At 47.0% G+C, this 17,704-nt stretch carries 17 protein-coding genes and 1 pseudogene; 8 read left to right on the forward strand and 10 right to left on the reverse strand.

Going from position 1 to position 17,704, the window contains the following annotated elements:
• Nucleotides 1–18 precede the first annotated feature (18 nt).
• Nucleotides 19–1,245 carry an MFS transporter gene (locus M1D67_RS18500; protein ID WP_023856294.1) on the reverse strand — a complete coding sequence of 409 codons (1,227 nt, stop codon included), beginning with the start codon at nt 1,243–1,245 and terminating at the stop codon, nt 19–21.
• A gap of 524 nt (nt 1,246–1,769) precedes the next feature.
• Between M1D67_RS18500 and M1D67_RS18505 the strand changes: the two genes are divergently transcribed.
• Both M1D67_RS18505 and cypX read left to right on the forward strand, forming a co-directional pair.
• Entirely contained in the window at nt 1,770–2,519 is a 750-nt protein-coding gene (locus M1D67_RS18505; protein WP_025810757.1) for a tRNA-dependent cyclodipeptide synthase, read from the forward strand.
• Complete coding sequence (cypX, locus tag M1D67_RS18510; RefSeq protein ID WP_035337710.1) at nt 2,516–3,736, forward strand: pulcherriminic acid synthase; 1,221 nt, start codon at nt 2,516–2,518, stop codon at nt 3,734–3,736. The genes M1D67_RS18505 and cypX overlap by 4 nt, the downstream gene beginning before the upstream one ends.
• On the opposite strand, the gene M1D67_RS18515 is transcribed toward cypX, so the two are convergent.
• The 3 genes and pseudogenes from M1D67_RS18515 to M1D67_RS18525 all read right to left on the reverse strand — a co-directional run bounded on the left by M1D67_RS18515 (nt 3,733) and on the right by M1D67_RS18525 (nt 5,978).
• Nucleotides 3,733–4,188 carry a radical SAM protein gene (locus tag M1D67_RS18515; RefSeq protein WP_144497800.1) on the reverse strand — a complete coding sequence of 152 codons (456 nt, stop codon included), beginning with the start codon at nt 4,186–4,188 and terminating at the stop codon, nt 3,733–3,735. The two genes, cypX and M1D67_RS18515, sit on opposite strands and share 4 nt — an antisense overlap.
• A 16-nt stretch (nt 4,189–4,204) precedes the next feature.
• Nucleotides 4,205–4,684, reverse strand: coding sequence for a MarR family transcriptional regulator (locus M1D67_RS18520; RefSeq protein WP_254121973.1), 480 nt, complete (start codon nt 4,682–4,684; stop codon nt 4,205–4,207).
• 114 nt (nt 4,685–4,798) lie between these two features.
• Nucleotides 4,799–5,978, reverse strand: a pseudogene (locus M1D67_RS18525) (amidase).
• Between the two features lie 183 nt (nt 5,979–6,161).
• Between M1D67_RS18525 and M1D67_RS18530 the strand changes: the two are divergent.
• Nucleotides 6,162–7,211, forward strand: coding sequence for an oxidoreductase (locus M1D67_RS18530; RefSeq protein WP_048350124.1), 1,050 nt, complete (start codon nt 6,162–6,164; stop codon nt 7,209–7,211).
• Between the two features lie 31 nt (nt 7,212–7,242).
• On the opposite strand, the gene M1D67_RS18535 is transcribed toward M1D67_RS18530, so the two are convergent.
• From M1D67_RS18535 to M1D67_RS18550, 4 genes are all read right to left on the reverse strand, one after another.
• Nucleotides 7,243–7,878 (reverse strand): FMN-dependent NADH-azoreductase, encoded by a 636-nt coding sequence (locus M1D67_RS18535; RefSeq protein WP_020452970.1) that lies wholly within the window; start codon nt 7,876–7,878, stop codon nt 7,243–7,245.
• Between the two features lie 441 nt (nt 7,879–8,319).
• Nucleotides 8,320–9,288 (reverse strand): oxygen-dependent tRNA uridine(34) hydroxylase TrhO, encoded by a 969-nt coding sequence (gene trhO, locus M1D67_RS18540; RefSeq protein WP_105979775.1) that lies wholly within the window; start codon nt 9,286–9,288, stop codon nt 8,320–8,322.
• Nucleotides 9,289–9,483: 195 nt separating this feature from the next.
• Complete coding sequence (locus M1D67_RS18545) at nt 9,484–9,639, reverse strand: hypothetical protein (RefSeq protein WP_228767692.1); 156 nt, start codon at nt 9,637–9,639, stop codon at nt 9,484–9,486.
• A 25-nt stretch (nt 9,640–9,664) separates the two neighbouring features.
• A complete protein-coding gene (locus tag M1D67_RS18550; RefSeq protein WP_020452972.1) occupies nt 9,665–10,258 on the reverse strand; it encodes a sigma-70 family RNA polymerase sigma factor in 594 nt (197 codons plus the stop codon).
• A gap of 157 nt (nt 10,259–10,415) precedes the next feature.
• Between M1D67_RS18550 and M1D67_RS18555 the strand changes: the two genes are divergently transcribed.
• The 5 genes from M1D67_RS18555 to M1D67_RS18575 all read left to right on the forward strand — a co-directional run bounded on the left by M1D67_RS18555 (nt 10,416) and on the right by M1D67_RS18575 (nt 14,427).
• Nucleotides 10,416–10,565 carry a YvrJ family protein gene (locus M1D67_RS18555; RefSeq protein WP_105981236.1) on the forward strand — a complete coding sequence of 50 codons (150 nt, stop codon included), beginning with the start codon at nt 10,416–10,418 and terminating at the stop codon, nt 10,563–10,565.
• A gap of 93 nt (nt 10,566–10,658) precedes the next feature.
• Complete coding sequence (locus M1D67_RS18560) at nt 10,659–11,813, forward strand: oxalate decarboxylase family bicupin (protein WP_479831438.1); 1,155 nt, start codon at nt 10,659–10,661, stop codon at nt 11,811–11,813.
• 72 nt (nt 11,814–11,885) lie between these two features.
• Entirely contained in the window at nt 11,886–12,284 is a 399-nt protein-coding gene (locus M1D67_RS18565; protein WP_025810753.1) for a YrvL family regulatory protein, read from the forward strand.
• Nucleotides 12,285–12,348: 64 nt separating this feature from the next.
• A complete protein-coding gene (locus M1D67_RS18570; RefSeq protein WP_341046123.1) occupies nt 12,349–12,834 on the forward strand; it encodes a DUF6022 family protein in 486 nt (161 codons plus the stop codon).
• A 147-nt stretch (nt 12,835–12,981) separates the two neighbouring features.
• On the forward strand, nt 12,982–14,427 hold the full coding sequence (locus M1D67_RS18575; RefSeq protein WP_479831439.1) for an alpha/beta fold hydrolase: 1,446 nt from the start codon (nt 12,982–12,984) through the stop codon (nt 14,425–14,427).
• A gap of 176 nt (nt 14,428–14,603) precedes the next feature.
• Here M1D67_RS18575 and xynC read toward each other — a convergent pair whose 3' ends face one another.
• The gene (gene xynC, locus M1D67_RS18580; protein ID WP_044803292.1) at nt 14,604–15,827 is read right to left on the reverse strand and encodes a glucuronoarabinoxylan endo-1,4-beta-xylanase XynC; all 1,224 of its coding nucleotides are present in this window, start codon (nt 15,825–15,827) and stop codon (nt 14,604–14,606) included.
• A 100-nt stretch (nt 15,828–15,927) separates the two neighbouring features.
• Nucleotides 15,928–17,475, reverse strand: coding sequence for a glycoside hydrolase family 43 protein (locus tag M1D67_RS18585; protein ID WP_101561457.1), 1,548 nt, complete (start codon nt 17,473–17,475; stop codon nt 15,928–15,930).
• Between the last annotated feature and the right edge of the window lie 229 nt (nt 17,476–17,704).

Consider the following 17,704-nt stretch of genomic DNA (forward strand, 5'->3'; position numbering starts at 1 on the left):
TAAAAAAGCTGCCCGGTTTTAAGACCTGGCAGCTTTTTTGTTTGGTTCTTGCAGCGTCTTTGTCTGAGCTGCTTTCCGCATGATCGCGATCATCAAAAGGGCGGCCGCGGCATAGACGATGCCGAAACAGCCGAAAACGAAAACAGAAGATGACATTCCTAATAACACGCCTGATAGAACAGGACCGCAGGCCATTCCCGTATACCTGATAAAATTAAACATGCCCATCGCACTGCCGCGGTTCTCATCAAATTCATTTGCCATCATCGTAGAGAACAGCGGCGGGATCAGCCCCATCGTGACGCCGAAAAGAACGAGGGCCGCCGACAACGCGAAAAGTGAAAACGAGTGGGTAAAGCCAAAACAGACGACGCTGGCCGCGGCGGTCAGATTGCCGATCAGAAACAGGCGTCCGAGCGACAATCTCTTTTGTATCCACTTAAACAGCACGCTACCGGCAACCGTACTGACCGCTATCGGCAAATACAGCAAGCCGACGATCTGCAGATCAAGGTGATAATGATCAGTCAGCAAAATCGGCAAATATACGATCACTGAAAAATAAATAAAGAAAAGAAGATAGCTTAATATCAAAACGGCATTTCCCGTCCTGTTTTTGAAAATATCCTTATAATGCGACAACAGGCTGCCCGCGCTGAGATTGGTCTTTTTCTCCGCATGGCTCTGCGGAAAGCAAAACGCATTTCCGAAAAGCAAAAGAACAGACAAGACTGTCAAAAACCAAAAAATTCCCGGATAATTATAGCGCTCCCCGATAAAACCGCCGAGAATAGGTGCCGCTGCCGGTGCAAGGGAAAGCAGCATTTGATAAGTCCCCATCGCACTGCCCCGCTTCGTTCCCTGGAACAGAGATCCGATTGTGGTTGCCGCAATTAATGGAAGCGCTGCCGTCCCTAAAGCCTGCAGCACCCTAAAAAAAAGAAACAGTCCAAAATCCCTTGCGACGGCGCAGCCGATTGTAGCAATGACCGTTACGATCATGCTCGCCATCATCACAAACCTCGATCCTTTAAAGTCGACAATTGAGCCGACAATGATCTGCATCACAGCTGTAATGAAGATGAACAGCGAGACGGACAGGTTGACCATCGATACGGAAACGTGAAACGAATCTCTGATTAACGGAATGATGGGTGAATAAATATTTTGATTCAACGATGCGAAAAAGGCGCTGATACACACAAAATACATAATGAAAGAAGCATTTAATTTCATTGGTCTCATGTCAAACCGCCTGCCTTGTTTTTGTTTATTCGTTAACAATTCCTTCAATATCGTTCACTGGTTAACAATATTAATTGTAGATGACTCCTTTATCAATGTCAACGAACATTTCTTACTGCAGCTTTAAAGTTTTTACAAACTTTTTACTTATCGGGTTTCTTCACTCGAAAAACGCCTTAAAAAAAGGTTCCTTCTGATCAAAATTCCTCAGATTCAAAAAAAACGTTACGAATATTTTCATATTTTGAATTTGATTTGTGTTGACAACTGGAAAAGATAGGGATAAAATGACTATTGTTTACTAGTAAACTTTTATGCTGTACCTTGCCTGATTTTGAGCTCAAACTCTTGCCCTGCTTTAACTATTGAACAAATGTGATACCCCTTCATCATGACCCGCACCATCGCTTATTCTTCTCGATTCATACCTAAGTGAGACCAGCCTATTCCCAGCTCGATAAACCGCACGTATCCCATCATTGATTGCAAAAGAAGTCATTCTATGTCCGTTAAGGAGGAAATCAATGACAGAGCTTACAATGGAGAGCAAACACCGGCCATTCAAAACTGAAACTCTTACCCGAAACTGCAATGAAATACTAAAACGCAGACGCCATGTTCTCATTGGCATCAGCCCGTTTAACAGCCGATTTTCCGAAGATTACATTCATCGGCTTATCGGCTGGGCCGTCCGTGAATTTCAACATGTATCCGTGCTTTTAGCCGGAAAGGAAGCAGCCAACCTTCTCGAAGCGCTCGGCACCCCGAATGGGAAGGCCGAACGGAAAGTCAGGAAAGAAGTCTCACGGAACCGGAGATTCGCTGAAAAGGCGTTGGAAGCGCATGGCGGCAACCCCGAGGCCATTCATACATTTTCCGATTTCGCGAACCAGACCGCATACCAGCGTTTGCGGATGGAAGTCGAAGACGCCTTTTTTGACCAGCCGCATTTCCGCAAAGCCTGCCTGGAGATGTCGCATGCGGCGATCCTCGGACGGGCCCGGGGCATTCGGATGGATGTCCAGGAGGTCAGCGCCGCCATGCTGGAGCTGGCTGTTGAATACGTCATCGCTGAACTTCCGTTTTTCATCGCCGCCCCTGATATTTTAGGCGTCGAAGAGACGCTTCTTGCTTATCACCGTCCATGGAAGCTCGGCGAACAGATCTCCCGTCATGAATTTGCCGTCAAAATGCGCCCAAATCAAGGATATCTTATGGTTTCCGAATCGGACGAAAGTGTGGAATATAAAAGCATGCAGGAGGAACGAGTATGAATCAATCGCTAAAAACATTCAGCGTGTTGTCAGAACAATATCACGAGAATCCTTATCAATATTTCTCATATCTTCGGGAATCTGATCCCGTCCATTATGAAGAATCGCTAGACAGCTATTTTATCAGCCGCTACCAGGATGTGCGCCGCGTGCTCCAGAATCAGGATGTCTTTACAACGAAATCGCTTGCCAAACGAGCCGAGCCCGTCATGCGCGGACCTGTGCTCGCCCAAATGAAAGGCAAAGAGCACACGGCGAAAAGGAGAATCGTTCTGCGCCGTTTTATCGGGGAATCCCTTGATCACCTCACACCGCTCATCAAAGAAAATGCACAAAGGCTTTTGGCCCCTCATCTTGAGAAAGGGCGGATCGACCTTGTCAATGATTTCGGCAAAACGTTCGCCGTTTGTGTGACGATGGACATTTTAGGTTTGGACAAGAACGACCACCAAACGGTGAGAAACTGGCACAGCGGCGTCGCCGATTTCATTACCAGTTTGAATCAGGCACCTGAAGACCGGGAACATTCCCTCAAATGCAGTGAACAGCTCGCTGAATATTTGAATCCGATTATCGAGGAAAGGCGCAAAAATCCCGGACATGATTTAATATCCATCCTTTGCACTTCCGAATACGAGGGAGTAGCGATGTCTGACCGCGACATCCGCGCGCTGATTCTCAATATATTGCTTGCCGCCACGGAACCGGCGGACAAGACGCTCGCATTAATGATTTATCATTTGCTTCATCATCCCGATCAAATGAATGACGTGCTGGAAGACCGTACGCTCCTGCCTCAGGCCATCGCAGAGACGTTGCGCTACAAGCCGCCGGTGCAGCTTATCCCGCGCCAGCTTTCACAGGACGCGGTGATCGCCGGAGTCGAGCTCAAAGAAGGGACGACTGTATTTTGCATGATAGGCGCGGCAAATCGCGATCCTGAAGCGTTTGAGAATCCCGACGAGTTCAACATCCATCGCACCGACCTGGAAGTCAAAAGCGCATTCAGCGGCGCAGCCAGGCATCTCGCATTCGGTTCAGGCGTCCACAACTGTGTAGGAGCGGGGTTTGCGAAGACGGAAATCGAGCTTGTCGCAAATATCGTCCTGGATCAGCTGAAGAATATCCAGCTGGAGGAAGACTTCGTTTACCGTGAGACAGGCCTTTACACACGCGGCCCCGTCTCGCTCAACATCAGATTTGATACGAAACATTAATCTTGTGAAAAAGCCTTCTCCTCCCGAGAGGAGGCTTTTTCAATTGCCGCTTCACTGATCTTCGCCAGCTCTTCAAAATCCTCCTTCCCTTCGATCGCATGTGAAAGTTCGTGGCATTGAACGATTTTAAAACCATTCATTTTAAACATCGCGATGATTTCAATTCTCCCCCGGTCTCCGTTTGTTTTGACAACATTGACCGTATACCTGACCGCTGCGCTTTGCAATCGCTCGTCAAACAAAAACTCATGAAAGGGCGACACCGTTATGGTGCGGGCAACCTTTTTCAGCGTCCTCATGTGATCTTTAAACTGCACAAGGTCAATTTGACTGCCGTCGGTAACTTGAACATAATTCTCGCTGAAATAATCGGGAATTTTTTCAGTATTCATTTCACTCAAGATGTCCTGATACATGCTGATTAAAAACTGTTGGGCTTCACTTTTATTCATTCGCTGCTCCTCTTGATTAAATGTGTTTTGACCATTCGTTTAAAAAGCGGATGATGGTTTCCAGCTCGGATTCGGAAAACCGCTCAAACAGCTCGATATAGTGCTGCTTTGCAATTTCGTGCATCCTGTCATGAATGTCGGCCAGTTTCTTCCCCTCGTCTGTTAATCTGTAATACAATTCTTTGTTGTTGTTCGGTTTTTTGTGCGATTCGATCATCCCGTGCTTTGTAAGCACATTGACCGCTTTTGTCACTGCCGCTTTTGATATTTGAAGTTTTGCTGCCAGGAAAGCGTTGTTGACGTCTGCCTCGTTTTCGCTGATAAGCGAGATAATGTGAAGCTGGGTCAGTGTCCAATGCTTCCGGATGCTGTCGACTTCTTGAAAAGCTTCCTTTGCGAGCGCCTGCTGTTCATGCTGAGCCCGCTTTTCTCTTTTGAGAATAAAATCCTGAACGGCTTGAAATGCTTGCTCATACGTCTTGTTTTCCACGATCATCATATCCTTTCCATCATCGTTAACCGGTTAACTATTTAATAGTTTACCAGTTAACAATAATTAAAGCAAGCAAAAAGCATATGATGCAGAAAAGATCCGCAGCATATGCTTCCCTCATACTTGAAGAGATAACACGTGCTTTTCAGTCCAAGCCAGAAGCTTCAGGTCCTGTTTGCGGCCGGCGATGAATGAAAGCCCCAAAGGCTCGCCGTTTTTTGCCGGTAACGGAACGGTGATCTGCGGAAGCCCGCCAAGCCCGGCAATACACGTCAGTTTCATCGTGCGCGCCCTTCTCTCATGTAATTCGTTTTCCGGCAGCCCGCGGAGCGGCGGCGTGCCGGGAGCAGTTGGAAGGACGAGCAAGCCGTCTTCCGCGAGCCATTCCGACAGTCTCCTTTTCACCGCTTCTCTTTTCATAAACACATGCTCATGATCGCTTTTCCTAAGACTTGACGTCCATTCAAATCTTTCTGCGATTCCAGAGCCGAACACTGGATTTGTGCGCTCGATCCAAGCTCCATGCTCCTCCCAAATATCCAGACCCTGCAGCAACTTGAACATCTCCGCCCATTCCGCGAGGCCTCCGTCAGCGGCAATGCACCAGTCGAATTCGCCGTCTATCAGGCCTAATGCATGAGCGTATACTTGTGTCCGGTCGCTTTCTTCAAGCAGGCTCCACGCCTCTTTTTCAAAATAAATACGCTTGAAACAGGCCCCTGCCTCCTCCTGTCCGCTAAGCAGGACGCGGCCTGCCGCATGAAGAATTCCGATATCTTTTGACATCCATCCGACAGTGTCAAAGCTTTTCGCCAGCGGTATGACTCCATTAACCGGCACCTCGCCGTGCGTCGGCCGAAATCCGAAAATTCCGCAGTAGGAAGAAGGGATTCTGACAGACCCTCCGGTGTCTGTTCCAAGGGCAAAATCGGCCATGCCGGAAGCTGCCGCCACGGCCGAACCGCTTGAAGATCCTCCAGGAATGTTGTCCTTGGCACAAGGATTGACTGGCGTACCATAATGGACATTTTCTCCGTCAAGGCTGTACATCAGCTCATCCGTGTGAGCAGCACCTTTAAGCCTTGCCCCTTCACGCAGCAGCAAGTCAACGGCTTCCGCGTTTTTTTTCGGCAGGTTCGTGCGTCCTCAGCCAATCAGGATTTCCCGCCGCATTTGTATGGCCTTCTACCGCAAACACATCCTTTACCGTAAACGAAAGGTTTTTCAAGCTTCCTTCAGCTGATGCCGGCTCGACAGCCAAATCCTTGTTCATAAAAGCGCCCCAATCATACTCCATTTTCAAAATCCCCTCTTTTTGTTTTTAACGATAACCGGACACCTCTTCAAATTGAACAAAATTGTGACAAAATCTTCCGTTTTCCGGTTGAAAAAGGTCTTTAGGTTTGTTCCTATAGGCAAACAGGGTAAAATAAAGGTGTGTTAATTACATATTAAAAACGAACATGGGAGAGGAGAATGAATGGTGAACAAGGTTCGCACAGGAATATTAGGATACGGTTTGTCAGGTTCGGTGTTTCATGCGCCTTTATTATCTGTGTTAGAAGATTTTGAGATTCGAAAGGTGATGACTTCAAGAAAAGAACAAGTCAAACAAGACCTCCCCGAAACAGAAGCCGTCAGCTCGATCGAAGACATCACAAATGACCCTGACATTGATCTCGTCATCGTGACCACGCCGAGCGGCCTTCATTACGAAATGGCGAAAGAGTGCATCCGCGCCGGAAAGCATGTCGTCCTGGAAAAACCGATGACGGCAACAGCGGAAGAAGCTGAAAAGCTCATCAATGCCGCGAAAGAAAAAGGGGTGCTTCTCAGCGTCTACCACAACCGAAGATGGGATAACGACTTTTTGACGATCAAACAGCTCATCAAAGAAGGGCGCCTCGGAGAGGTTAACACATTCCACGCCTCCTACGACCGGTTCCGGCCGAATGTCAGACAGCGCTGGAGAGAGCAGAAAGGACCGGGCTCAGGCGCACTGTACGATTTGGGTTCACACCTGATCGATCAGGTGCTTCATTTATTCGGCATGCCAAACAGCGTCACCGCTCAAGTGACCGCTCAAAGAGCCAATGCGGAAACAGACGATTACTTCCATGTCGTCCTTCACTATGATCAGCGCCAAGTGATTCTCCACTCGGGTTCGATTGTTCCGGCCAACGGTCCCCGCTACCAAATCCACGGTTCAAAAGGAAGCTTTATTAAGTATGGTATCGACGGCCAGGAGGATGCACTCAGAGCGGGTCAAAAACCTGCAGGCGATGAGTGGGGAGCCGATCAACCCAAATATTACGGGGAACTGGCCACAGTCGAAGGTGACGAGGTCATTAAGGAAACAGTGGAAAGCATCCCGGGTTCATACTTAACCTATTACAAGCAGCTTGCTTCAAGTATTCTTGAAGGCGGCAGCCTGCCTGTCACGGCTGAAGAAGGACGCGACGTCATCCGCATCATCGAAGCCGCGCAAAAAAGCAGCGAAACGAATCAAACGGTGTTCTTACACAAATAAAATAAAACCGCGGATCACGTCCGCGGTTTTTTCAAAAGGTCCGGCCCAATTCTTTGGCGCGGGCAATTGCATTTCGTTTAATTTCTTCGGCTTTATCCGGCTCTGCATTATGCCCTTCTATAAATAAACCTTCAAATTCCGGCACTCCGAAAAACTGCATCATGATGCTGATATAGCGGTGCCCCATCTCAAGTTCCGCAGCCGGCCCTTCTGAATAGTAGCCGCCTCTCGCCTGGATGTGCAGGGCTTTTTTATCGGTTAACAGCCCGATCGGTCCCTGTTCGGTATATTTAAACGTCTTTCCCGCTACAGCGACCGCATCAAAGTACGCTTTCATCACCGGCGGAAAAGAGAAATTCCAAAGCGGCGTGACAAACACGTATTTGTCTCCCGCGATAAATTGCTCGCTCAGCTCATTCAAACGGCCGACTTTTGCCTTTTCGTGTTCAGAAAGCTGTTCAAATCCCGATCCCGACTGCAATTTTCCCCAGCCGCTGAAAACATCCGCATCAATCTGCGGAATGTTCTCCTTGTAAAGATCAAGATGTATGACTTCATCATCCGGATGAGCTTCTTTGTAAGATTCGATAAAAGCTTTTCCCGCCGCCATGCTGTATGATGCCCTTTCGTCATGCGGATGAGCGGTAATGTAAAGGGTTTTTGTCATCTCTTTTGCTACCTGCCTTTTTTGTATTGTTATTGGATAGTATGGGACGTTTTCAGGCAAATATTCAGAAAAAATCGGCTTATGCTGGAACTATCCGCCGGTCCAAAAACGTATAGCCGGGAATAGCTCGCAGACAGGATGCAAACTTCCCATACGGAAGTTTTACGACGCAGTTTGCACATATTGCTGATCGCCTGTTTCGCATTTTTGCACTAGCGGCTGGATCAAAAGCTTTAATTGATACTTTCGTTCAGCAGTCTGATCGCCTGCAAATACTTTCATTCTGCTTGCAATTCACGAATAAAAAAAGGAACGCCTCGATTTTTCAGGTCAAGGCGTTCCTCCATTCAAAACGAAAGCAGACTCCCTTGCAGGAGCAATGCCATTTCTTAGATGCTTGCGGCATCTTCGTTTTTTAGATGATACTTTTATATACAGCTTTTATGACTGCGCTGTATGCCCCTCTTCTTCCAGCTTTTCGAGTCTCTCTTGCACCTCTTCTTCTGAAAGGCCGTGCTCTTTGACATACAGGTTGCGCGGATGAACCCGGCACTCGTGCGTGCAGCCCCGCAAATAGCGGTGTTCATTTTCTTCAGAGCAGATGATCTGCTTGTTGCATTCAGGGTTGGCGCAGTTGACATAGCGCTCGCAAGGCTCGCCGGTGAAATAATCCTTGCCGACGATGACATGCTCTTTCTGGTTGACCGGAACGCTGATTCTTTCATCGAAAACATAGCACTGCCCGTCCCACAGTTCACCTTGAACTTCAGGGTCTTTTCCATACGTCACAATCCCGCCGTGAAGCTGGGACACGTCTTCAAATCCTTCTTTTTTCAGCCATCCCGAAAATTTTTCGCAGCGGATACCGCCCGTGCAGTAAGTCAATATTTTCTTGCCTTCGAGCTTTTCTTTGTTATCACGGATCCATTCAGGCAATTCGCGGAACGCCTTAATGTCCGGTCTGACCGCGCCGCGGAAATGTCCCAAATCGTACTCATAGTCGTTCCGTGCGTCGACGACAATTGTATCTTCCCGCTGCATCGCCTCATAAAATTCTTTTGGCTCAAGGTATTTTCCCGTTAATTCATTCGGATCGATATCATCTTCCAGACGGAGCGTCACAAGCTCATCGCGATGGCGGACATGCATTTTTTTGAAAGCGTGCCCTTCTGATTCATCGATTTTAAACACCATATCTTCAAAGCGGGGATCGTTTTTCATTTCACTCATATAGCGGTCTGTCTGCTCTACAGTTCCTGACACGGTTCCGTTTATTCCTTCACCCGCCACAAGGATGCGCCCTTTCAGGCCCAAATCTTTGCAGAACTTGAGGTGATCTTCGGCAAATTGCTCGGGGTTGTCGATATGAACATATTTATAATACAACAATACTCGGTATTGATTTTTCATGATATCTTACCACCTATCTGATGCATGTTTTTATAGGAGAAAAATGGAATATCCATCCATTTATTTTATCAAACCTTTGTTCATATTAAAACAAATCATCACCATGATTTCAATGAAGCTGCTTGAACATTCCCTTAATCAAATGCTAGAAATTTTAACACTTCCGGCCGTTTTACGCAAGCAAAACAACTCAGGTTAAAGGACTTTCAGCAATTCTGTTATAAACTCCCAAAACCCAGGAACTTCTTGACATAAAAGCATCTCCGCTTTTTCGCAAATTTTCATCTTCAGCTCCTGTTCAAGATCCTCCCTCTCTTGATAGGATGTGTTGTTTAATTTGCTTTTGATCATCGGCGTGAAATTTTCCAGCAATTTCTCAATCTCTTTTTCGTCGTGCAGACTCACTGTTATCATTCCCCTCTGCTTTAGAATTCAGCAGCTCTCTTATCTTTTCGAGTGCCCTTTTATGAATTCTTGAAATATTTTGCCTTGATTCTCCCAAAGAGTCAGCCATTTCCTGCATGGATACCCCGTGAATGTAAATTTGCGCAAGCACTTTTTTCTGCTTGTCCGTCAATTGCAAAAACGCTTCATAAAGCATCGGGTCTTGCAGATGTTCACTTAAATCCTCTTCCTGTTCCAAGACATCGTCTAACAGGTCCCCTCGGGGCGGCTCGGGCAAAGTCGGACTGTCGTCGATCATCAATGGAAAACGCTCTCGATTTTTCCGGACTCTTTTATCAAAGTCGACGGAGAAAATCCGGATCATCGAGTTGATGTATTTGATCATGCGGATGTTTTTGTAAAACCGCTTAAATTCGCGATCGAGACACTCTGCCTCTTCAGAATCCGGATGTTCCAAAACGTGGTTGAAAAGCCGCTCATACCGGGGGTTGCTCAAAAAATGCTTCACAAGCGGATGCCCTGTGATTTCCTTGATTTTCGCACGCAGTAATGTTTGGTCAATCATAAAAACCGCCTCCTATTTATTTAGATGAAAGAAATGTAAAAAAAGTAAACTCATCTCTTCTTATTAACATGCAAACATAAGTTCCCATTCAGAGAAAATAGTTCTTTGCTTACATTTTTCAGACTTTCTTCACTTCTTAACATAGGAGGTGGTAAGAATGGACAGTGCATTCATTGAGGAAGCAGCGAAACAAATCGGCAATGTCGGCTTTCCGGCTGTATTGGCAATTTACCTGCTGACGCGTTTTGAAAAGAAAATCGATGAACTGATCGAATTGATCAAAGAAAAAAGTGACTCCGATGATTGACATCGGCCTCACTTTTTTCACTTAACATGACAGAAGGGGAAAACGAAAGGCCTTTCAGCTCTCCTTTACATTTTGAGAAAGAGGGGATATCACATGGAAAAAAACAAATCAATTCCACAGCCGATCAGAGGAGAAAAAGGAGCGGAAACGAAAATTCCGCATAACGTTGAGCGCGATCGCCAAAATCCGGACATGCTTGCGCCGCCGGAAACCGACCACGGAACGGTGTCAAACATGAAATTTTCATTTTCCGATGTCCATAACCGACTCGAAAAAGGCGGATATGCACGGGAAGTCACCGTTCGCGAGCTGCCGATTTCAGACAAGCTTGCCTCTGTCAACATGAGGCTGAAACCTGGAGCCATCAGGGAACTTCACTGGCATAAGGAAGCCGAATGGGCATATATGCTGTACGGAAAAGCACGGATTACGTCTGTTGACCAAGACGGCAGAAATTTTATTGAAGATGTGAAAGAAGGAGATCTCTGGTACTTCCCGTCAGGTCTGCCGCATTCAATCCAAGCGCTTGAAGACGGCTGCGAATTCCTGCTCGTCTTCGATGACGGCTCTTTCTCTGAAAACAGCACCTTCCAGGTGACAGATTGGCTGGCCCATACGCCTGATGAGGTAATTGCCGCAAACTTCGGCATTTCAAAAGACGTCGTAGCATCTCTTCCAGATAAAGAAAAGTATATTTTCCAAGAAGTGATCCCTGGATGTCTTGAGAAAGACAAAGTCGAAAGCCCGAACGGAACGGTGCCTCAATCTTTCAGCTACAATTTGCTTGAACAGGAACCGATCGTATCTAGCGGCGGTAAAGTATGGATTGCCGATTCCACGAATTTCAAAGCGTCGAAAACAATCGCTTCTGCGCTGGTGGAAGTCGAACCTGGAGGCATCCGGGAGCTGCACTGGCATCCGAATACAGACGAATGGCAGTATTATATTTCCGGACAAGCGAAAATGACCGTTTTCGCGTCCGACGGGCATGCCAGAACATTTAACTACCAGGCCGGAGATGTCGGCTATGTGCCGTTTGCAATGGGACACTACGTCCAAAATACAGGAGACGAACCGCTTCGCTTCCTCGAAATCTTCAAAGACGACCACTATGCTGACGTTTCGTTAAACCAATGGCTCGCGCTCGTTCCGGAAGAGCTTGTCCGCCAGCACCTCGACGTCGGCAGAGAGTTTACAAACATGCTCTCTAAAGAAAAGCATCCGGTCGTGAAATTTGATAAGAAATAACCAGCCAGGCTTGCAGGAGACATATCCTGCAGGCCTTCGGCTGCTGTGTACATATTTAAAAGGAGTTGTATCATGAAACATTTCGTTATTTGCTGCTTATCGGTAATGTTCGTTTTTTTCGCCCACTTTCTCGGCATTTCGATCCTGTTTCATCTGCCGGGCGCATTTTACCAAACTGTCGGGTCCCTGCTTTTGTTTACGCTTTGTTATACCGCACTGACCTTTGTCCTGGAACCGGCTGAAAAGCTGCTCATCCACAGTATGAAGCTGCTGGGCATCAATCGGCGGATCACGTTTTTTGCAGCCGAAATGCTCACGATCGGATGTTTATGGGCCGCGATTTTTACAGCGGACGAATTGCTGGACGACGTTCTGCTGACCTCTTCGGCGGAAATCATGATTGCCGTTTCGTTTTTTACCATTGATAAAATCCTTTATCCACGGCAGAGGTCCGGTTCGCTCTTATATTGAGAATCCACTGTGCAGGAGAATGTTATATAATGGATTTCAAGTAATCAAAAGGAGGTTTTCGTTCTTGTATAAGGTACGTTTTAGACCCGACATGTCGATCAAAGAAATCGGCGAACAGGTGCAAAGCTATGTCGCCGCCAATTGGAAACAAACGCTTGAAGATCATCGCGAAGCGCTTTTAAAGGTGTTTCCCGAATTGGAAGACGCGACTTACGGCGTCTACTTGGACCACCTGCTGCCTCCTGTATTTGAAAGTCTCGAACAGTCCGGCTTTACAACGATTCAAGATGCGGGAAAAGGTGATTTTTTCATCGGAAAAGGCTTAAACTTTAGACAGTCCATGGAAAAATGGGGAGCTGACGACTGCCGCTCACGGGTGTTTTGGGCTGTCATCTCCGATCAGCAAGAAAAGCCTGCCGGGACGCTGCTCTTTGACTTTTTTCACTCTCACGACGGGTTTGACGTGCCTCTTTCTCCGAAGATTTACACATTGGAGGAAACAGAGAGAGACAGAATTGTCGCTCACGTGAAACAGATAAAGGAAAACTAGCTGATAGCGACCCACAACATCATAAGCTGCAACCGCTGGGTAACCCGGCGGTTTTTTTAATGTAGCACAAGGAATATTTTTGCAACCAATCAAACCACACATTCGTTATGTATAAGACCACCAACATCTTACATAAGGGAGAAAATCATGAGAACTTTCGAAATATTATTAACACTCCTGTCTTTTGTCATGCTGTTTCAGCAAAAAATGCCGAGAAAGCTTGCGGCGGCAGCCGGATTTGCGAGTATTGGCGTGTTGGCGGGACAGCTTTTTTTTGAGGGATACAGATGGCAAATGGTTTTGATCTATCTGATCTCCGCCGCCCTCGCCTTTATCTTGATCTTCGGTAAAAGGCTTCAAATCAAGATGTGGAAGCCGCTGAAATATGGCTTGTATGTTCTAACATTCGCCATGCTGGCAATCTCCGTCTTCCTGTCTGTATACCTGCCCGTCTTCGATTTGCCTAAGCCTGACGGCGCTTATTCTGTCGGGACGAAGACGTTTCATTTGACCGACCGCGACAGAGAAGAAACGCTGACAAAAAATCCGCACGATAAAAGAGAACTGATGATCCAAGTATGGTACCCTGCCCAAGGTTTGCATGGACAGAAACGGGCACCTCTCTTTCCCGAAGACGCAAGCACATTTCACGAATATATCGAGAAGTTCGCAGATGGATTCGGTCTTCCCCCGTTTGCTTTGGACTATTGGCGCTACATCAAAACAAACTCATACGAAAACGTTGCGATCTCATCAGCTGAAGCCCGATATCCAGTCGTCGTAATCAGCCACGGCTTCGGAACAAGCCGGCTGCTGCACGCTTCCCAAGCCGAACATCTGGCAAGCCATGGATTTGTCGCAGTGGCGATCGATCATACGTACAGTACGATGGCAACGGCTTTTCCAGACGGACGGATGACAGGCTTAACAACCGAGCGATATATGAATGGAGTTTCCGAAAACAGCAGCAAGCTCGGGAACATTTGGACGCAGGACGCCGACTTTGTCATCAACCAGTTGGATCAGCTGAATCGCGATGCCTTTAAGGGAAAACTCGATATGGACAACATCGGGATGATGGGTCACTCATTCGGCGGCGCCACGGCGTTTAACGCCGCATATTCAAATCCCAAAATTAAAGCCGGAATCAACATGGACGGTTCACTGTACAATGTCAACGGCAAGCAGGCGATTTCAAAGCCGTTTCTATTCATGGAATCGAGCAGCTTTATGAACATTAAAGACAAGGCGCTCAGCGGAAAAATTTCTGATGAAGAAATCAAAAATTCGGGTTTAACGAAAGAAGAATTCAACAAGATGATTGAGGAACGAAAAAAGGAATACAAAATCATTGATCAAGCGTCAATGGTGTATATTGAAGGAACGGAGCATTACAACTTCACCGACTTGCAGCTTTATTCAAAACTTTTGAAGCAGCTCGGCATGACGGGCGACATCGACGGCGAACGAAGCGCGGATATCGTGAACCGGTACGTTTTGGATTTTTTCAACAAGCATTTAAAAGAAACCGGCGGCGGCTTGATCAGCAAGCCGAATCCGTCATATCCGGAGGTGAAGTTTCCGAAGGAATAAACCGAAAACGACAGAAAGGGTGCCGGCGGCGGCACCCTCTTTGTCTCATTAACAGATACACCCTGGATTGCGAGAACTAAATATTTTTCGTATGCCTTTTCACTAAATGGCCGCTAAGCCCGGCATATCGGAACTGTGCGGCTTGTAACTCCGCTTCATGCGCGGCGTCGTTAATATTAGCGGAGGTTAGCGACAAATGTTGTCACACTCTGAGCCGGAAGATGCGCCCAAAAATGATTGTCTGTTACATTGAGATTCGTTCCAGGTTGAAGGTTGCTGCTGCTGCTCGTGATCCATCTGGATACTTGAGAAACAGATCCATTCTGCAGAACGAAGTTTTGGTTAACCCCTGAGTTGTTTTTATTAATGGCAACTATAACGACTTTGTTGTCACCTTTATAGGCAGATACGTAAACGTTTGAAGCGGGGCTCTTTGTCGCATCAACCCTGACATAACCGGGACGGACAAACTTCGAGAAATGAGCCATATTGTAACCGCGCTTGCTGATCGTACCGTCTTCTTTCATAGGACCGTATGATCTGCGGATGTACCACCATACATAAGCCTGAAAATCTCCCTCTACCATCGAATTGTGAATATGGTGCGAAACATCCAATGCCTCAGGCCAGCGGTCCGCAGAATGATTGTCACTGTTCGGATAATATACTTCCGTCATCCAAAGATCTTTTCCTGCTCCTTTTTGTTTGAACAGTGGATAAGCGAAATTGTTAAGCTGTGTACCATAAAGATGAGCGCCAAGAATATCCATATTGGCAAGCGCCTTCGGATCATTCAAAATCGGATCCGATATATTTTTTAAGTATTGAAACGACTCAGGCGCGATGACACGGGCATTAATCGAGCCGGCGTTCTCTTTCATAAAGCGAAGTATTTCTTGCGGTGTCCACCACGTCCAGTCGTGTGCGTAATCAGGCTCGTTTTGGACGGAAATCGCATACAGATTCACGCCATTATTTTTCATGAAGGTAACAAAGTCGTTAAGATGCTTCGCGTATGCGGCGTACTTATCGTATCTCAGCCGTTTAGCTGATGTGTCTCCATTCCGATTGAAAGTCTCAACCATATCGCTTGGCGGATTCCAGGGAGAAGCAAAAACGATTGCTCCGTGTTTGATCGCACTCTTTGCCGTCTCCACTTCTCTGTACCAATTGTTTCTATTTTCATCAACATGAATTCTTAAAATTGAAAAGCCTAACTGATTCTGTCCATTGCCAAAGGCGGTTTCTCTTTGAGCTGCTGTAAGATCCCCGATCCAAGCCGGGTGATTCATCCCTCCAAAACCGCGAATCACTTGTTTTTCTGCAGATAGACGAACTGTTGCGTCACTGGCTGCTGAAACTTCAGAAGCGGCAGGCCCGGTTAACATGAGCGACAACATCGTTACATATGCCAACAATACACAAATTATTTTTTTCACATGCTTTCATCCTCTCATTGTTGTGGTATATGAAAACCCCTCTGAGACCACCTTTTTGCTGTTACCGGTGCTCATTTTGTGTAAACTGCCAGTAATCAACATTAAACAAGTTGCCTGAACTGTTTCCGGTAAATACAAAATAGACGTTGTGAACACCGGTTGCGCCGCTCACAGTGGTTTCTATTTCTCTCCAAGTCTGCGCTCCGCCTGTGGAAGGTACATTCAGAGTTCCCACAAGCTTACCTGTTACACTGTCGAGACGGACTTCAATTTTACCGCCTGCAGTGGAAGCGACATTGGCTTTAAATGTCCTCGCTCCGCGCGTGCCGAAGTCAGCATTTCCTACAGCAATCCAGTCTCCGTTATGAATGCTTGTGACGTTTTGATTATTTTCCGGTCCGCCGCGTGCTGAGGATTTCTCCGTCAAAATGCGTCCATTCCAGGCAAACGTTTCAGCTTCTACCCGGTTATACGGATTCAAATTGGCAAGCTGAGACACTCCCCTATAATTTGCCGCCACCTCTTGAATGGACCCGTCTGCAAGATGGACCAGCTTATTGATATGGGGAGAACGGTATCCTTTGCCGGCTCCGAACAAAGCGAAACTGACAGTTTGAGCATGGTACACCACATACCACTCGTTTTTAAAATTGAAAACAGCATGATGGTTGTTTCCGCCAGCCCCGAAGAATGCACCCGGATTTTTCAGGAAATGCCCTCTATACGTAAAGGGCCCCATGGGACTTGAGCTGGTCATGTAGCCGATTTCACCCGGTGGTATATTGGCCGGGTGCGCACCGCTGAAATTGATGCAATAGGAATAGTAATATTTTCCGTTATGTTTATGAATTCCCGAGTCTTCAAACATGAAAGGCGCATCAATCACAGACGCGCTTCCAACAACGCTGGTCATATCGGTCCCCAATTTTATGACTCGTGCTGTTTTAGGATTTGCCCATTGCTCCTGCGTTGGATTTGAACCTCCAGGGATGCCTCCGCCGGCATACAGATAACCGGTGCCGTCGTCATCTACGAACACTGCCGGATCAAATAGCCAAACAACGCCTGACATTCCCGGTGTACTTGTTGTAACCAACGCTTTTCCGATCGGATCTGTCCACGGCCCGGTCGGGCTGTCTGCGGTGAGGACCCCGATACCTCCGCCGCCGTTTGCAAAGTAAAGGAAGAATTTATCCTTACCATTTATCTTTTTAACTGCGACTGACGGGGCCCAGGACGCGCCTGCCCATTTCGCAATCCCCCGGCCGCCATTAGCCCCGTTGGCACCTGCCACCGGAATGGCTCCGTGATCTGTCCAGTTCACCATATCCGCTGAAGAGATGACGAACACTTTGTTCAAATTGGCAAATGAATTATCCTTAATCGTTCCGTTGCTGTTATATTCATAATCGTCACTGGACATATAGATGTAGACTCTTCCGTTATAGGTCAGCGCAAAGGGATCCGCCCCTAAATGATGGTCTATAAGCGGGTTAGAATTCCCTACATGTTTTGCAATGGTTGTGCTGGCAGCAAGTACAGATTTCCCAGGTATACAGCTCATGAATAGCACAAGAACCAATAAACATGCACCGCACTTCATTTTCATAACCAACATCCTCCTTTTATCTATAAAATCAGGCGAGTTGCCGATTTTTCCGGCAGAAGCCCCTGTCTTTGAAAAGTGCGATCCGGCTTTGGGGCGATTTCTAATCTTGAAGCAGCTTCTTTCATAGCTCTATTCCTTCGCGAAGCCGGGCCTAGCCCTCTTCCGGAAGAACGCGTTCAGAATCTTGGCCAACCGCAATAACCTGACCGGTGATTTATCTGCCGGCGCT

This window comes from Bacillus sp. PK6-025 (assembly GCF_056530265.1).

Bases quoted from the DNA above. Each gene is read 5' to 3' on its own strand.
- M1D67_RS18500 (WP_023856294.1), bottom strand. From the start codon at position 1,245: ATGAGACCAATGAAATTAAATGCTTCTTTCATTATGTATTTTGTGTGT.
- M1D67_RS18505 (WP_025810757.1), top strand. From the start codon at position 1,770: ATGACAGAGCTTACAATGGAGAGCAAACACCGGCCATTCAAAACTGAA.
- cypX (WP_035337710.1), top strand. From the start codon at position 2,516: ATGAATCAATCGCTAAAAACATTCAGCGTGTTGTCAGAACAATATCAC.
- M1D67_RS18515 (WP_144497800.1), bottom strand. From the start codon at position 4,188: ATGAATAAAAGTGAAGCCCAACAGTTTTTAATCAGCATGTATCAGGAC.
- M1D67_RS18520 (WP_254121973.1), bottom strand. From the start codon at position 4,684: ATGATCGTGGAAAACAAGACGTATGAGCAAGCATTTCAAGCCGTTCAG.
- M1D67_RS18530 (WP_048350124.1), top strand. From the start codon at position 6,162: ATGGTGAACAAGGTTCGCACAGGAATATTAGGATACGGTTTGTCAGGT.
- M1D67_RS18535 (WP_020452970.1), bottom strand. From the start codon at position 7,878: ATGACAAAAACCCTTTACATTACCGCTCATCCGCATGACGAAAGGGCA.
- trhO (WP_105979775.1), bottom strand. From the start codon at position 9,288: ATGAAAAATCAATACCGAGTATTGTTGTATTATAAATATGTTCATATC.
- M1D67_RS18545 (WP_228767692.1), bottom strand. From the start codon at position 9,639: ATGATCAAAAGCAAATTAAACAACACATCCTATCAAGAGAGGGAGGAT.
- M1D67_RS18550 (WP_020452972.1), bottom strand. From the start codon at position 10,258: ATGATTGACCAAACATTACTGCGTGCGAAAATCAAGGAAATCACAGGG.
- M1D67_RS18555 (WP_105981236.1), top strand. From the start codon at position 10,416: ATGGACAGTGCATTCATTGAGGAAGCAGCGAAACAAATCGGCAATGTC.
- M1D67_RS18560 (WP_479831438.1), top strand. From the start codon at position 10,659: ATGGAAAAAAACAAATCAATTCCACAGCCGATCAGAGGAGAAAAAGGA.
- M1D67_RS18565 (WP_025810753.1), top strand. From the start codon at position 11,886: ATGAAACATTTCGTTATTTGCTGCTTATCGGTAATGTTCGTTTTTTTC.
- M1D67_RS18575 (WP_479831439.1), top strand. From the start codon at position 12,982: ATGAGAACTTTCGAAATATTATTAACACTCCTGTCTTTTGTCATGCTG.
- xynC (WP_044803292.1), bottom strand. From the start codon at position 15,827: ATGTTGTCGCTCATGTTAACCGGGCCTGCCGCTTCTGAAGTTTCAGCA.
- M1D67_RS18585 (WP_101561457.1), bottom strand. From the start codon at position 17,475: ATGAAAATGAAGTGCGGTGCATGTTTATTGGTTCTTGTGCTATTCATG.